This window comes from Gracilinema caldarium, assembly GCF_029265695.1.
Classification (GTDB): Bacteria; Spirochaetota; Spirochaetia; order Treponematales; family Breznakiellaceae; genus Gracilinema; species Gracilinema caldarium_A.
Genome location: NZ_JAJUHW010000029.1, coordinates 19,925 through 36,300, shown reverse-complemented (window position 1 = coordinate 36,300; position 16,376 = coordinate 19,925). Strand labels below are relative to the sequence as shown.

The 16,376-nt window shown below is 52.1% G+C and carries 13 protein-coding genes; 8 read left to right on the top strand and 5 right to left on the bottom strand.

Annotation, left to right across the window (positions count from 1 at the left end; all coding sequences use genetic code 11):
- Positions 1–299 precede the first annotated feature (299 nt).
- Positions 300–701: a hypothetical protein gene (locus Q7P68_RS09985; protein ID WP_304225238.1), complete on the bottom strand. Its 402-nt coding sequence runs from the start codon at positions 699–701 to the stop codon at positions 300–302.
- Between the two features lie 198 nt (positions 702–899).
- Here Q7P68_RS09985 and Q7P68_RS09980 point away from each other — a divergent pair, with 198 nt between their 5' ends.
- The 6 genes from Q7P68_RS09980 (at position 900) to ilvN (ending at position 8,096) form a co-directional block, all read left to right on the top strand.
- On the top strand, positions 900–1,706 hold the full coding sequence (locus tag Q7P68_RS09980; RefSeq protein ID WP_304225236.1) for a RibD family protein: 807 nt from the start codon (positions 900–902) through the stop codon (positions 1,704–1,706).
- 188 nt (positions 1,707–1,894) lie between these two features.
- Complete coding sequence (gene ilvD / locus Q7P68_RS09975) at positions 1,895–3,784, top strand: dihydroxy-acid dehydratase (protein ID WP_304225235.1); 1,890 nt, start codon at positions 1,895–1,897, stop codon at positions 3,782–3,784.
- 40 nt (positions 3,785–3,824) lie between these two features.
- Entirely contained in the window at positions 3,825–5,225 is a 1,401-nt protein-coding gene (gene leuC, locus Q7P68_RS09970; RefSeq protein ID WP_304225233.1) for a 3-isopropylmalate dehydratase large subunit, read from the top strand.
- A complete protein-coding gene (locus Q7P68_RS09965) occupies positions 5,222–5,890 on the top strand; it encodes a 3-isopropylmalate dehydratase small subunit (protein ID WP_304225231.1) in 669 nt (222 codons plus the stop codon). The genes leuC and Q7P68_RS09965 overlap by 4 nt, the downstream gene beginning before the upstream one ends.
- Entirely contained in the window at positions 5,887–7,596 is a 1,710-nt protein-coding gene (gene ilvB, locus Q7P68_RS09960; RefSeq protein WP_304225229.1) for a biosynthetic-type acetolactate synthase large subunit, read from the top strand. The genes Q7P68_RS09965 and ilvB overlap by 4 nt, the downstream gene beginning before the upstream one ends.
- The gene (gene ilvN / locus Q7P68_RS09955; protein ID WP_304225227.1) at positions 7,596–8,096 is read left to right on the top strand and encodes an acetolactate synthase small subunit; all 501 of its coding nucleotides are present in this window, start codon (positions 7,596–7,598) and stop codon (positions 8,094–8,096) included. Before ilvB ends, ilvN begins: the two co-directional genes overlap by 1 nt.
- 99 nt (positions 8,097–8,195) lie before the next feature.
- On the opposite strand, the gene Q7P68_RS09950 is transcribed toward ilvN, so the two are convergent.
- On the bottom strand, positions 8,196–9,524 hold the full coding sequence (locus Q7P68_RS09950; RefSeq protein ID WP_304225225.1) for an MFS transporter: 1,329 nt from the start codon (positions 9,522–9,524) through the stop codon (positions 8,196–8,198).
- A gap of 190 nt (positions 9,525–9,714) precedes the next feature.
- On the opposite strand from Q7P68_RS09950, the gene Q7P68_RS09945 reads away from it, so the two are divergent.
- Positions 9,715–11,667: a GNAT family N-acetyltransferase gene (locus tag Q7P68_RS09945; protein WP_304225224.1), complete on the top strand. Its 1,953-nt coding sequence runs from the start codon at positions 9,715–9,717 to the stop codon at positions 11,665–11,667.
- Here the strand turns inward: Q7P68_RS09945 and Q7P68_RS09940 are convergent.
- From Q7P68_RS09940 to corA, 3 genes are read right to left on the bottom strand one after another with little or no spacing between them, the layout of a single operon-like run.
- Positions 11,664–12,710: an L-threonylcarbamoyladenylate synthase gene (locus tag Q7P68_RS09940; RefSeq protein WP_304225223.1), complete on the bottom strand. Its 1,047-nt coding sequence runs from the start codon at positions 12,708–12,710 to the stop codon at positions 11,664–11,666. The genes Q7P68_RS09945 and Q7P68_RS09940 overlap by 4 nt on opposite strands.
- A 19-nt stretch (positions 12,711–12,729) precedes the next feature.
- Positions 12,730–13,383, bottom strand: a complete 654-nt coding sequence (locus Q7P68_RS09935; RefSeq protein WP_304225222.1) for a hypothetical protein — start codon at positions 13,381–13,383, stop codon at positions 12,730–12,732.
- A 13-nt stretch (positions 13,384–13,396) separates the two neighbouring features.
- Positions 13,397–14,446 carry a magnesium/cobalt transporter CorA gene (gene corA, locus Q7P68_RS09930; protein ID WP_304225220.1) on the bottom strand — a complete coding sequence of 350 codons (1,050 nt, stop codon included), beginning with the start codon at positions 14,444–14,446 and terminating at the stop codon, positions 13,397–13,399.
- 160 nt (positions 14,447–14,606) lie between these two features.
- Between corA and Q7P68_RS09925 the strand changes: the two genes are divergently transcribed.
- Entirely contained in the window at positions 14,607–16,358 is a 1,752-nt protein-coding gene (locus Q7P68_RS09925; protein ID WP_304225218.1) for a glycoside hydrolase family 9 protein, read from the top strand.
- Positions 16,359–16,376 lie beyond the last annotated feature (18 nt).

Here is a 16,376-nt window from a genome sequence, read left to right as displayed (position 1 = left end):
GTTTGAGCAGACCCTCTGGACCGGTAATATCCTCTGGTCCCCGATACTCTTTTAAGAGTTCATCTAGTACTTCTTTCGTTATGGCCATACCTACTCCTTCTTGTAGTATAGCCGTTTACACAAAAATTGTTACAGGCTCATATACCCGGTTTTTTAGAAACAAACTTAGAAATATAACCTATATTAGATTTATATATATTTTAGATATTATTAATGGAACATCTTTGAGACAATTTCTCAAAGCCTTTAATTCTATAGCCCACATTTCCAAATTACGTTCATTAAGATATTTTGCAGCTTCATTTAAATGCAATTCGATTTTTATCTTTTAACTCAGTTAAGTCTTTAAAAGTGTCTTTTAATTCCGGATCAATTACTTCTAGTGGAGTCGTTGCCCCATAAAGTAATCTTAAAGCTTTTGATATTTTGGTATGATAGAATCCCATAACGTCAAGAACATTAAGATTGTTACCGCTAACTTTGTTATGACTTATCAATTGTGTCGTTTCAAATTCTTCCAGTTCTTCATATATATCTTGTAACTTAATTATATTATTTATCGTTATTGGCTGAAGTGTTTCTAATACAGCTTTTTTCTTACTCACTTTTCTATCATTTTTTGCTTGTATCAAATAAGTTATAGCAGCTCCAATCACTGAAATACTTGTTGCAATGTCGATAGCAAAATCGATATCTAGCATATTAATCTCCTGTTTCTATTACAAACTTATATATCTATATAATTAAATCTTTGTTTGGGCAACTTTTTTGATTTTTCAATATCAGATTTCACGTTAAATTTTTTAAAATTACTTTATACAACGATGGAAAACTCTTTTTGAGATTAACCTCCCCTCCTGCTCCTTGACACCCCAGAGCCCTTGTTCCTACACTTAGCTATGCCTTCCAACACGGTTCACGATTACAAAGATCTTGAAAGACGCCAACCTAAAAGCAATTTGCTTCCCTCCCCCCTTCCCGCTCTTAATCGGCCTTATGTGGTCCTGAGCTGGGCCCAGAGCGCAGACGGGCAAATTGCCACACGGACCGGCGACTCTAAGTACCTTTCCTCCCCCGAATCGCTCCAGGTGCAGCAGATCTTGAGACGAGACTGCGATGCGGTCCTTGTCGGTGTAGGCACCGTGCTGGCCGACGACCCGCGGCTTTTATGCAGGCTCTCACCGGCCGAAAATCCTGAAAACCGGCAGCCCCTCAGGGTCGTGCTTGATGCCCGTTTTCAGACTCCGGCCAACTCAAGCCTCTGTAAAACAAGCGATGAAGGTCCGGTTCTAATTATCGGCGCTGAAAAACAAAATGACCTAAGCCCCGACGATAAGGCAGCACAACAGGATGAAGAGGAACGCGTCAGGAACCTTATGGCGGCTGGTGTCAGCATTGCCCGTACTGTGATAGAGCAAGATTCGGTACCGAGCAGGCTTAAGCTTTCCCTCCCCGCTGTATTGGACCTCCTCTCCCATAGGGGTATACGGAGCCTCTTTGTGGAAGGCGGATCGGCGATCATTACCTCATTTATAAAAAACAATTTGGCAGACCGGGTCATTCTTGACCTGAGCCCCCGCTTTATTGGCCAGGGGATCCCCGCCGTCCGGGATCTGGGAGTTCTGGCCCTGACTGAGTCTCGACCCTTTCACACCATTTCCGCAGAAACCTGGGGAGAAAATGTGGTGTGGGTGATGGAAAAGTAATCCGGGAATACACTTGATAATAATTCAGCTTACTCATTTAATAATATTTATATTATTTACCTATACTTCAGCCGCTTAAATTTTATTGCATAATTTTAATAATTACTCTTGTTTTTATGATTACAATTTTAATAATATATATTCATACCAGCGGAAGCATCAGGCTATGTAACCGCAAAGGAGGTCCTATGCCGGTATTACGATCCCAGACGAGTACCCAGGGCAGAAAGATGGCGGGAGCCCGCGCGCTCTGGCGGGCCAACGGGATGAAGCCAGAACAGTTCGGGAAACCGATAATCGCCATTGCCAACAGTTTTACTCAGTTCGTCCCCGGCCATGCGCATCTGCACAACATAGGTCAGGAAGTAAAGGCTCTCATCGAAAGCCGGGGCTTTTTCGCCGCCGAATTTAACACCATTGCCATTGATGATGGAATCGCCATGGGACATGGAGGAATGCTCTACAGCCTTCCCTCCCGGGATCTCATTGCAGACAGTGTAGAATATATGGTGAATGCCCATCGGGCGGATGCCTTAATCTGTATTTCTAACTGCGACAAGATTACCCCGGGGATGCTCATGGCGGCCATGAGGCTCAACATCCCTACGGTCTTTGTATCCGGCGGCCCTATGGAAGCAGGCCGTGTTGATGGAAAGGCACTGGATCTGGTAGATGCCATGGTCATGGCTGCCGACGAATCGGTTTCCGACAGTACCTTGGCCCAGGTTGAAGCTGCAGCCTGCCCAAGCTGCGGAAGCTGTTCCGGTATGTTTACCGCAAACTCAATGAACTGTCTGACCGAAGCCCTGGGCCTTGCCCTGGTCGGCAACGGAACCCTCCTGGCAACCCATGGGGATAGAAAAAAACTTTTTACCCTCGCAGCAGATCGGATCTGCGACCTGACAGATACGTTCTATCGGACAGGCGACACTCGGCTTCTCCCCCGGGGTATCGCCACGAAAGAGGCTTTTTCCAATGCCATGGCCCTGGACATTGCCATGGGAGGCAGCACCAATACAATTCTTCATATACTTGCCATAGCCCATGAGGCAGATGTTGATTTTACCTTACGCGATATAGACAGCCTTTCCCGCCGGGTTCCCTGTATCTGTAAAGTAGCTCCAAGCTCTTCCTACCATATCGAGGATGTCCATCGAGCCGGAGGTATCATGGGTATTCTTGATGAACTTGACCGGGGGGGACTCATCAATACCGATGTTTCCCGGGTCGATTATCCCAGTCTTAAAGAAGCTCTCAGCCGTTTCAGGCTGCGGCCTCGGACCAACCATTCAGATACCGGCACTGCAGAACGGGGAGACCGCCGTCTGGGTGATCCGGAAACCTTTTACCGGGCCGCTCCGGGGGGCTTATTCTATAGCAGAAAACCAAACCTCGTTTTGGGCAGCCAGGACAACCGCTACCGGGAACTCGATCTGGACCGGACGAGCGGCTGCATCCGAGATACAGATCACCCCTATTACCAGGACGGAGGCCTTGCCGTTCTTTACGGTAATATCGCACGTCGGGGCGCCATCGTTAAAACCGCCGGAGTCGATGAAAGCCTGTTCAACTTTAGCGGCCCTGCTATTGTTTTTGAAAGCCAGGAAGAAGCGGTAGAGGGCATCCTTTCAGGCCGGGTAGAACCCGGCATGGTGGTTGTCATCCGTTACGAAGGACCTAAGGGCGGCCCGGGTATGCAGGAAATGCTCTATCCCACAAGCTACCTCAAAAGCCGGGGTCTCGGTCAAGCCTGCGCTCTCATTACAGACGGCCGATTTTCCGGCGGCACAAGCGGGCTCTCCATCGGCCATATCAGTCCCGAGGCAGCCGCCGGCGGAGAACTAGCCCTCGTTCAGGATGGAGACCGCATCGACATTTCCATCCGAGACCGGTCAATCAATCTGATAGTGAAGGATGAAGAACTGGAAGCTAGGAGGAGGGCAGAAAAGAATCGGGACAAAGAGGCTTTTACACCTCGCAACCGGGACCGACAGGTGAGCGAATCCCTTAGGGTATACGCCCATTTTGTTCAGAGTGCCGATGTGGGGGCCACAAGAAAACTGCCTGATGATAATTGAAAGCACAGAGAAGCCCCCTGGGGCTTAAAGGAGCAGATTGATGGGTAAAACATTGCTCGACAAGGTATGGGAACTCCATAAAATTGGAACCCTCCCCTCAGGCGAAGACCAGCTCTTCATAGGCCTTCACCTGATCCATGAGGTTACCTCACCCCAGGCCTTCGCCATGATCCGCGAACGGGGTTTTAAGGTAGCCTACCCGGAACGGACCGTAGCCACCGTAGACCACATTGTACCTACGGACGATACAGAACGACCGCTCAAGGATAGCCTTGCAGAGGAGATGCTCACCGCACTGGAACAAAACACCGGAGATCAGGGTATACAATTTTTTTCCTGGGGAAGCGGCAAACAGGGCATTGTCCATGTAATCGGTCCAGAACTGGGCCTTACTCAGCCAGGTATGACCATTGTCTGCGGCGATTCCCACACCTCTACCCACGGCGCCTTGGGGGCTGTGGCATTCGGAATTGGAACGAGTCAGATTCGAGATGTACTTGCAACCCAGACCTTGGCAATCTCGAAACCCAGGGTGAGGCGCATCAATTTTATAGGTTCACCAGGACGGGGAATCTACGCAAAGGACTTTATTCTGGCCCTCATCGCCCGGCTCGGTGTTAAAGGCGGTATCGGTTATGCCTATGAATATGCAGGGGAAGCCATAGAGCGGCTTGGTATGGAAGGCCGGCTCACCCTCTGCAATATGAGTATAGAAGGCGGAGCCCGCTGCGGCTACATTAATCCCGACAAGATCACTGTAGAATACCTGCGGGGAAAACCCTATGCTCCCCAGGGAGCAGCCTTTGAAGCCGCAAAAGCTTACTGGCTTTCCATGGCATCCGATCCGGATGCGGAATACGATGACGAAGTTTCCATTGATGTGTCACGACTCGAGCCCATGGTTACCTGGGGAATTACGCCAGGACAGGGTATTGCCGTAACAGAAAGACTCCCCAAACCGGAAAGTCTTGGTGAAGATGCGGAACTTGCCCGATCAGCCTATGACCATATGGGATTAAAGGCAGGAGAATCGGTGCTGGGTACTCCGATTCAGGTTGCATTTATCGGAAGCTGTACCAACGGAAGACTCAGTGACCTCAGGGAGGCGGCGGCGGTACTGCGGGGAAGAAGAGTAGCTCCGGGAGTGCGGGCCCTCGTGGTTCCCGGCTCTGAACAGGTTAAAGCCGCCGCCGAGGCAGAAGGACTGGACCGGATCTTTACTGAGGCGGGGTTCCAGTGGCGCCAGGCGGGCTGCTCCATGTGTCTTGCCATGAATCCAGACCGGCTTCAGGGGAATGAACTTTGCGCATCCTCATCAAACCGGAATTTTATTGGCCGTCAGGGCTCGGCCCGGGGGCGGACCATGCTTATGAGCCCCGCCATGGTTGCAGCTGCAGCAATCAGGGGTTCCATTACCGATGTACGGGAGTTTTTGCCATGACAGATCCGCGAATTCAGACTATACAGGGCCGGCCGGTTCCCCTTAAAGGAGACGATATCGACACAGACCGCATCATTCCCGCCCGTTTCCTCCGCTGTGTTACCTTTGAGGGGCTGGGAGAACAGGCTTTCAGAGATGAGCGTTATGATGAACAGGGCCGGGAAAAGGCCCATCCTTTTAACGATGTCCGTTTCACAGGAGCCGAAATCCTTGTGGTAAACCGAAATTTCGGATGCGGCTCTTCCCGGGAACACGCGCCCCAGGCTCTGGCTCGCTGGGGCATTAAGGCAATTCTGGGAGAAAGTTTTGCTGACATTTTTGCAGGGAACTGCGCTGCTATCGGCCTCCCGACGGCCACAGCCCCAGGGGATATGATCCAGCAGATCCAGGGCTTTGCTGAGGCGGAACCGGAACTTCTGGTAACATTGGATATTAAAATGCTCCAGGTACGGGCAGAACGGCCACGGACCGGCACTGAAGACCATCATCGAGGAGGCTTTCATCAACCTGAACTGGTCTTTGTATTTCCAATTGTAATGAACGAAAGCCACAGACAGAAATTTTTAGCCGGGACCTGGGATACCCTAGCAACCCTGGCAAACAACCGTAACCGCATCGCTGCTGTTACGGATTCCATCCCCTACCTGAAAGGATTTGCGCCATGAACGATGAAATCATGACCGGGGCTCAGGCGATTATCGCGTCCTGCGAACAGCATGAGCTTACCCATATATTCGGCTATCCCGGGGGAGCAAACATTCCCCTATTCGATGCCCTCTTGGATTCACCAATCCAACTAGTTTTGAGCCGCCACGAACAGGGCGCAGTCCATATGGCAGACGGCTATGCCCGGGCAAGCGGCAAGGTCGGGGTCGCGCTGGTAACAAGCGGCCCCGGGGCAACCAATGCCATCACCGGACTACTGACGGCCCACATGGATTCGGTACCCCTCATCGTTATATGCGGCCAGACGATCACGGCGAACCTGGGTCTCGATGCTTTTCAGGAAGCCGACGTTTCCGGTATCAGTTATCCTGTGGTCAAACACTCATACCTAGTAAAGGATGCCGCCCAACTGCCCCGCATTATGAAGGAAGCATTTTATCTTGCATCCAGCGGCAGACCTGGACCGGTGCTTATCGATGTGCCCAAGGATGTATCATCCGCCCGCTGCAGACCGGATTTTACGGTTGGTATGGACCTGCCGGGTTATAAAACCGTCCAAGGTTTCGATGAACACCAAATTGAGTGCGCTGCATCGGCCCTTTCGGAGGCCAAACGGCCGATACTTCTTGTAGGGCACGGGGCTGTCATATCCGGAGCTGAAACCGAGGTGCGGCACCTGGCAGAAAAATTAAAGATCCCCGTGGTCTCCACACTCCTCGGCAAAGGCGTCTTTCCAGAAACCCATGAGCTTTCATTGGGTATGCTCGGAATGCACGGCACAGCCTACGCCAATTTTGCCGTCCGGGACTGCGACCTGATACTATCAGTGGGTTCCCGATTCGATGACCGTATTACAGGAAATCCGAAAACCTTCTGCAGCGGGGCAACAAAAATCCATATAGATATCGATCCTGCAGAAGAAAACCGCCAGGTTCCGGTTGACTGTTTTATCAATGCCGACGCAAAAGAGGCAGTCTCCGCCCTCATGGCCCTGGCAAGACCAGGGGACACAGCCGCGTGGCTTACCCAAATACAAAGCTGGAAAAGGGATTTTGCCCTTACCTACAATCCACAGGAACTTTCAGCCCGGCTCGTCATCGATACCCTGTATCGGCTGACAAAGGGGAAGGCCATCGTAAGCACCGACGTAGGTCAGCATCAAATGTGGGCAGCCCAATACTACAAAACTGATGGGGGCCGTAACTGGATCAGCTCAGGGGGAGCGGGGACCATGGGATTTGGTTTTCCCGCCGCAATCGGAGCCCAGCTTGCCCGGCCGGACGCCCAGGTTTTAGCTATTGTGGGCGATGGGGGATTCCAGATGACCGAGTTTGAGCTGTCCACCGCCATGATCCAGAAAACACCGGTAAAAATCATCATAATTGATAACAAATATCTCGGCATGGTCCGGCAGTGGCAGGATATTTTCTTTAACAACCGACTATCCGGTGTTGCCCTGGAACACAACCCCGATTTTGTAAAGCTTGCAGAAGCCTATGGTATGAAGGGATACAGAATCAGCCAGGTTGATGAGGTAACGTCGGTCCTGAGCGCCGCCCTTGCCCATGAGGGCCCCTGCATTGTCCATGCAGAAGTAGCCCAGGAAGAGAACGTGTTTCCCATGATACCCGCAGGCTCCGACTACAGCGCCATGCTGCTCGGCAGGCCCGTAGGACCAATTGAAAAACCAAAGGGGAGTACCTGATGAATTCTACAATGGAACAGCACAGTATAAGTCTCCTGGTATCGAATAAACCAGGGGTTCTCATACGCATAGCCCTGGTCTTTTCCCGCCGGGGTTATAACCTGGACAGCGTCGTGGTGTCTCCAACCCACGACAACGCTTTTTCTCGCATGAATTTGGTTGCCCGGGGAAACAAGGAAACTCTTGCCCAGATTATCAAACAGCTCGGTAAACTGGTAGATGTAATCCATGTGGCGGATCATACGGGAGAGGATGTGGTGGAGGGAGAATTGCTTTTCATCAAGGTAGCCTGCAGCAAGGAACAGCGGACTGAGCTGCTGCAAATTGCAGACCATTTTAAAGCCCGAAGTGTGGACCTGACCGATGATTCTATTACCTTCGAAGCAACTGGAAAATCCGACAAACTAAACGCCTTCCAGGTCATGCTTGAACAGTACGGCATCCTGGAAAGCGTTCGTTCGGGAAAACTCATTATCGCCCGGGGCAGAAGGGCAACCTAGACCAGAGACTATTTTGCAGCCGGCTGCCTATTACTTGAGTATCGCTCCCGAGCGCTTCACTAATTAAGGCTTATACCGTTTTTAAGTATCCTCCGGTTTTTAGGCGTCTTCCAGTGCAGCCCCCCAGGTTTCATGGGGAAGCAGGAAGGCCGCCAGGGCCGCTAAGCCATAGGCCGCAGCAAAGAGCACCAGGGCTGCGGTTAATGAAGCCCCTGCCAGGAGTGCTCCCACAAAGGGGGCAATCATACCGGCAATGCGGGTCATGCCGCTCGCGCTGCCGATGCCGGTGGTTCTGATAATCGTGGGATAGGCTTCGGGAGTATATGCATAGAGGGCACCCCAAGCGCCAAGGGCAAAAAAGGACAGCACAAGAGCAGAAACCACTATACCCACGGGGCTTACGGCAAGGGAAAAGGCAAGGGCACCAATGCCGCTTCCTGCAAGATAGATCCCCAGAGTGAAGCGACGGCCGATTTTTTCAACCAGATAGGCAGCAGAGAAATATCCAGGGAGCTGAGCCAGGGCCATAAAGAACGAATAGGGGTATACTGCGGGAAGAGAAAAGCCCTTGGTCCTGAGCCAGGAGGGTATCCAGGTAAAAATACCGTAATAGCCTATGGATATGAAAAACCATATGGCCCACAAAAGGAGGGTCGTTATCCAAAGCTCCCGGGAAAAGAGGTCAAGCACTCTGGATTTCGTCTCCTGCCCCGCATCGGTAGCCTGTTCCACGCTGGAAGCCTCCAATTTTAGTTCTTTTCCGTTGCGGCGGGCCACGGTTTCAATGACCCGAAGGGCCTCCTCGCCGCGGCCGGAGACCGCCAGATACCGGGGAGACTCGGGAACAAATGAACGGACCGCGAAGAGGAGGAGTCCAGGCAGGGCTGAAACCGCAAAGAGGGCACGCCAGCCCAGATGGGGCACAATAAGCCAGGCGGCTCCGGCCGCGGCGAGGGTACCGAAAGCCCAGAAAGATTCAAGAAGCACGAGCCGTTTCCCCCGGTCTTTGGCGGGCAGGAATTCGGCAAAAACCGCATAATCCACTGGCAGGGTTCCGCCCACGCCAAAACCGGTGAGCATCCGTAGGACGAGGAAAACTGCAAAATTTGGGGAAAAGGCCGACAGTAAACCAAAGACCGAATCGATGCCGATGGTGGCCATAAAACCGAACTTACGGCCCACTACATCGGAAAGGCGGCCCCAGATAAGGGCTCCGGCAAACATGCCGACAAAGAGGGCTGTGGCAAGGAGGCCCTTTTGGGCCGCCGACAGGGCCCATTCCGCCGCCATAGCAGGCAAAGCAAAGGAAACGAGCATTACTTCCATGGCATCGGCGGCCCAGCCAAGACCGCATACCCACAGAAGCCGGCGCTGGAACGGACCGTATCCGGCCTGTTCCACCAGGGGATCGAGAGAAAGGTGACGCATATCCTACCTCTTTAAAAGAACATTTCACCCCAGTGCAATCGCATTGAGCATACCAGTGGCCTCGTTGCGGTCGCGCCGGGCGGGGCAGGCACGGCGTCGCGGATATGGTATATCAAATAAAGCTGGTTTCTATCAATAGGAACTAAAAAATTCCCTTGACAGCTTGCAGCAAGGCGCAGAAAGTAGAACCATGACGAGCCTGTATATCAAACCTTTTAACCGAGAACTGGAGGACCGCATCCGCCGGAACCCCAGCCTGAACATCGATAGTTTCATCATCCCAACCCCCTATGCGGTGGATGAGCGGCTCGAGAAGGATTACCAGTATTCCTTCGTATGGGAAGAGGAACGGGAGATTCTTGGTTTTATAGAAGTCTGGTCAGACCCGGAGAAAAAACGGCTCCATATTTACAAGCAGGTTACCAGCCCCTTTGGCCGCAGCAAGGGAATTGGTTCAGCCTTTCTGGCCCACCTTGCATCGATAGCCCCGGAAGAGGCTGTCATCGATCTTTATATCTGGGAACGGCAGGCGGAAATATTGATGTTTTACAAGCGCCGCGGTTTTGCCGAAAAGGAACGTTTAAACTGGCGGGCCCTCAACTTTATCCGTCTGGAAGGGGAAGCCCGCAGCATTCGCGAAACGATTCCTAAAATCGGCATCAGTTCCGGCACGGCGGATGAACTGGGAAAAATCCGGCATGATGCAAAAAAGGCAATCAGGCTCATTGCCGATATGGCCGGGGCACTTACAGCAGAAAACTGTTCCCGTATTATCGAGGACATCAATCGAGAAACAACAGCCCTGGTTAACACCCTCAACCTTTTCCGCGATTCGGTTCAGCGATTCAGGACCATCAATCTTAAAGAACTCATTATTGACCGTATCATTCCCATGGTAGAACATTCGCCGGTAAACTGTGAACTGGTGCTCCGCTTTGCGCCCAATGTGGGGGAAGCACGGGCCCACTACCTGGAAGCAGCCCGGGCTATCGTGAACCTGGTCTCCAACGCTCTGGACGCCATAAAGGCCGCAGACCGGCCGGGGCTCCTTTCTATTTCCCTGCAGGATGTGAGCCCCTGGATACTCCTTACAGTAGAAGACAATGGAATTGGTATTGATAAAAACAAACTGCAGGTTGGCCCCGACGGGCGGCCCCAGTTTGTGGGAATTACCACCAAGGCAAACATGGGAGAAGGCCAGGGGACACGGCAAATATACGCAGCCTTTGGCACTGAAAACATTTCGGTCCACAGCGAGCCGGGGAAGGGGACCCGGTGGATTATCCGGCTCCCTAAGGCTGAACAGCGGGAAGAAAGTGAGCTAAGGGCCCTGGAAACAAGGCTCGCCGAATTCAAGGCCATGAGCGCCGCTGATGCACCGAAGGTAAACGCCGATAAGGCAGAAATCGCTGCCTATATTTGGCGGTGCAAAAAGCTCGAAATCCTTATTTGGGACCTGATCCTGCAATTCGCCCGTAAAAATAATGTGCGGGATATCTACCGGTCCTTCCTGTCCTGCCGCTATGAGTCCATATCCCTCGCTGCATTCCGGGAAGACCTGGAAAATTACAAAACCGATACGGCAGAACTCAGGCTTTGGCTTTTAGAAGCGGTCCGTATCTTAAAACGGGAAGATACCATTACGCAAACCTTGAACCGAAACGGCGAATTACAGGGCATTATGTTTAAGGCTTACGGCCAGGCGGTGGAGCGAACCGTCATTTTTACCCTGGACCCGGCCACAGGTCATTTCGGCGCCACGGACCGGAAGCTTGCGGAACACGCAGACTTTGTACCCTATTTGGGGAGCAGCCGGGACCGGTGCCTTCGGGGCGAGTTTTTCGGAGATGTGCAGAATCCGGCGAATCCTATCCAACTTGGTGTATGGGAATTGGGTAACTCTCAGGACTGCCAAAAAAAAGCAACCCTGATCCGAGCCGGGGCGGAACGGCTTATCCAAATGGGAATTCCCGAAACAAAGAAGCTCCTCTTTTACGAAACCACCTGGCGGCGGGGAAAACTGGACCTTGATACGGGCCGGCCCCGCACTTTAGGAGCTGTTGCCCGCCTGGGCGACGAAGAGACAGGAGATCTTTTAATATCGGTGGATGATGAATTTTCTGACTATATTAGCACCGACTAGCGGCTTTCTTTTGCCTCGCCCCGGGCCTTGTAGAGCCGATCGTTAATAGCAGGCCCCAGGTCCCGGTCAGGAACCCGTTCTGCAAGGATTCTATCCACACCGAGGGCATCCAGTTCGTGCAGTATATCAAAGAGATTAGCTGCAGCCTCGAGGAGCAATGACGAAGGAGCAAGCACACGGGTTACCGGCGCATCCTTACCGGGGAAAGTCCGGATAAAGTCAGCCAGCCAACGGCTGCGGCTTGTTTCGTCAAAAAAGAGACAGGCCAGCCTTTGCTGCGGCAATTCGGGAATAGCTACTGGAATAGCCCCGAGCGGGTACAGGCTCAGAGATGCCCGGGGAGCATAGTGACTCGGAAGCTGCCCCGGAGCTGTAGGATGGCTCGTGGTTCTATCAATATGGGTCACCGGACCGATAAGTGATTCTATCCGTTCACGGGATAGACCGCCGGGGCGCATGATGGTGATGGTATCGCCGCTCAGGTCCAGCACGGTAGACTCAACACCAACTTCGCATTTACCCCCATCGATAATAAAATCGACCCGGTCCCCAAGCTGCTTGAGCACATGCTCTGCCTTGGTTGGGCTCAGGTATCCGAAGGGATTGGCGCTCGGCGCAGCCACCGGAACCCCCGCACGGCGGATCAGGTCCCGGGCTACCGGATGAGCCGGGAGACGGACCGCAACGGTAGCGAGACCGCTCGTAGCTAGATCGGGGATGCTGTTTTGTTTTGGCAGAATCAGGGTCAGGGGCCCGGGCCAAAGGTTTTCTGCCAGGCGCTGTACAAGATTGCGGCGTTTCTCACTGAGCAGGGCAAGGTCCGCCACATCTGATAATTGTTCCCTCGCAGCGATATGCACGATAAGGGGGTCAAAGGTAGGCCGCCGCTTCGCCTCGAAAATCCGGGCCAGGGCAGCGGTATTGGTCGCCTGGCCTCCAAGACCATAAACCGTCTCAGTAGGAAAGGCTACCAGTTTACCTTCCCGAATAGCTCTGGCAGCCCATTCAATGTCCTCAGCAACCGTAGAAAGCAGTATCGCCACAACGCAGCCTTTTTACTAATTAACCGAGGTTTTTCTGATACAGTTGGACCGCCCCGGAGGTACCAACCTTGGTAAAACCAAGCTTTTTAAGATAGGCCTCATGGGCCTGGACTTCCGCCTGGGCATGCACCACCTTGGCGGTGCGGGCAATATTACTGATAGCTGTTTCCAGGAAGAATTTTGCATTCTTAAGGTCCCGGTATGCGGGGATCGCATAATCCATCAATATGGATAGATCGCCATTTGCATCCCGGCGATACACAACGAGGGATACCGGTACGGTCTGCCGCAAAATAAAGCAGGCTTCCAGGCTTGCGAGGTAATCGTTCTGGCCGGTGAGCGGGAAGGAGGGGAAAAACTTCCTGATATCTGATCCATAGAACTGCAAGAAACGCTGGGCATATTCGTCATGTACCAGGTTTACATAAAGAATTTCAAAGGTCTCAGGCCGTTTTGCATCCCGGGCCATGACATATAAATAGTAGCTGTTCACCAGCACGATGAACGCATTGAGGCCGAACACGGGCCATGCGGAAATAAGAAAGCCGTAAATTGCAAAAGCCAAAGAACCAATAAGGTTTACAATCCGAAGCCGCTTGATGTTTTTTAAGGTCAAGCTGACGGCAACCATTACTGAGGCAAAAGTACCAAACCATTCAATCCATGTATTCATGGAAAGGAATATATCACAACCAGTGCCGGCGTTTAAAGAAGGCCACCATCCCCAGGGCGATGAGGACCATAACAGACCAGGTAATCGGATAACCCAGAGGGTGTTCCAATTCGGGCATAAATTTAAAATTCATACCGTAAACACCCACAACGAAGGTCAGCGGAATAAATATGGTTGATATAATGGTCAGGACCTTCATAACCTCGTTCATCTTGTTTGATACCGAGGAGAGGTTCACTTCCATAATGCTCACTATCAATTCCCGGTAACCTTCAATTGTTTCGGCGCTTTGCAGGATGTTATCATACAGGTCCTTAAGGAAAGGATGGAGTTCCTCTGAAATCAGCTCCGTTTCCAGCCGCTGCAAGGTAGCAATGCTTTCCCGCAATGGCCAAATGACCCGTCGCAGGGCCAGTACCTGCTGCTTTACCTGCTGGAGCTGTTTTAAGAAATGCCTGCCCGTTTCATCCACCGCCTGGTTCTCAAAGTCCTCGAGCCGCTGTCCCAGCTGATCCAGGGTTTTAAAATAATCATCTACCATAGAATCCAGGAGGGTGTAGGCCAGGTAATCGCTCCCCATTTTGCGAATCCGCCCTGCGTTAACCTCTATTCGTTTGCGGATAGTATCAAAACAGTCCCCCGGGTGTTCCTGAAAAGTAATCACCGTATTTTTAGTGAGAACGATGGAAATCTGTTCGTATTCAGGCCCCTTTTCGTCGTTCCAGGTAATGGTCTTGGCGATGATAAAAAGATAATCTTCGAATTCTTCTACCTTGGGCCGGTGTTCGGTGTTGAAAATATCTTCCAAGGTAAGGTTATGGAGACAATAGGTTTTCGCCAGTTTGTAAAGAGAATCCATATCATCAAGGCCGTTCACGTTAATCCAGGTAATACCTGCTTCGTTTCGGTAGGATAAAAGTTCTTCCACCGTGTCGGCTGTTTTTATCCATGATCCAATAGGATCATACCCAATGACAGAAAGACTGGTTTCAGTAGGTTTCCGATCCCCCACATAAACAAGGCTTCCCGGAGGAAGACCCAGATCTGGTCGTTCTACCGCCATAGCAGCTCCTTGCCAGAAGCTTAGCCCAGAGAAGCAGCTTTCACAAGATCTGCACAAAAGACCAGTTCATTTTTTAATTGAAAATTTTCAATCATATGATACACTGAAACATCTGAAACAATGCGACCCTTTTTGCATTAACCTTAAAAAGGATTTCACTATGAATACAAGCGTAAGCCTCAGTTACAATCAGTACGGCTACCCCACCGGAGCCCCTAAATATGCATCTCTTACAGCAGATGATCCGGGTCCCTTCGTTTGGACACTTTTAGATACGATGACCGGAACCGTACAGGCAAGCGGGAAGACGATCCCAGCCTTTATCGATTCCTTGAGCGGCAGCAGGCTGCACCGGGCAGATTTCAGCTTCTTTACAAGACCGGGAACATATCGGATTCGTATCGGCGAGAAGGAGAGTGATCCTTTTATAATAAGTAAAGACCTCTATGCAGCCCTCACCCATGATGCGCTCCATTTCTTTTACCTCATGCGGAGCGGCATAGAACTGGCCGAAGCATACGCAGGAAAAACCTGGGCACGGCCTGCGAGTCATGTAAGTGACGCGGATATCCGCGCCTTTGCAGGTACGGACGCGCAGGGCAAAAAATGGGACAGCTTTCCCTTTAAGATTAATGGCTCTGGCGGCTGGTACGATGCGGGGGACTTTGGTAAGTATGTGGTCAACGGAGGCATTTCGGTATGGACCCTCCAAAATGCCTTTGAAAGCTCTCCCCAGGCCTTTTCTGACGGCGACCTGCCGATCCCGGAAAACGGGAACGGTATCCCCGACATACTGGACGAAACTCGCTGGGAACTGGAATTCATGCTTCGCATGCAGATCCCTCAAGGAAACGCCTTGAGCGGCATGGTTTTCCATAAGCTCCATGACCGGAAATGGTCCGGAGTGCCGGCAACACTTCCTACTTATATCGATAACAACAATGACATGCAGGATGGCGCAGCCTGGGGCCGCTATGTCTACGAGCCCACCACAGCCGCAACCCTTAACCTGGCCGCCTGCGCAGCCCAGGCAGCCAGGCTCTGGTCGCCCTACGACCGTTCATTTGCGGAGCGCTGTCTTACCGCTGCAGAACGGGCATGGAAGGCCGCAGGGGCAAATCCGGTCCTGATCGCGGGAAATGTTCCCGGAGAGGGGGGCGGCAACTATGACGACACCGAAATTCAGGACGAATGGTACTGGGCCGCCTGTGAACTCTATGCAACCACAGGAAGGGCTGAATACGAACAGTTCATCCGTTCATCAACCTATTTTGCATCCTTCCCTGGTCTTCATGACAACAGGGCTGCTTCTATGAGCTGGGCTGACACCGCGGCGCTGGGAAGCATTACGCTCGCAATTGCGGAGACATCCCTCTCCAAAACCGAACGGGACCGTATCCGGAACCAGATCGTACAGACAGCTGCCCGCTACGAAGCAATCCAGGCTGCAAGCGGTTTTGGCATCCCCATGGACGCCTCTGGTTTTGTTTGGGGATCCAACTCGGTGACCTTGAATAACGCTATCATTATGGCCCTGGCCTACGATATTTCTGGCGACCCACGGTACCTCGCTGCGGTCAGCAGAACCATGGATTATATATTAGGCTATAATGGGCTCAGAAAAAGTTTCGTGTCTGGCTACGGCACCGATTCGCTTACCCATCCCCACCATCGCGTATGGGCGAACGATCCGGCAGCGGGCTATCCGCCGCCACCGCCCGGAGCTCTTTGCGGCGGACCCAACGCCCAAATACAGGACCCTGCAGCGGCACAGTGGGAACTTGCAAAACGGCCTATTCCCTATCGCTATATTGATGATATTGGGTCCTATGCGACAAACGAGGTTGCCATAAACTGGAATGCCCCCCTTGCATGGGTTGCTTCGTTTCTGGACCAGGCATACCGAGCTTGAAGTTCCCCTCTCCCGCAC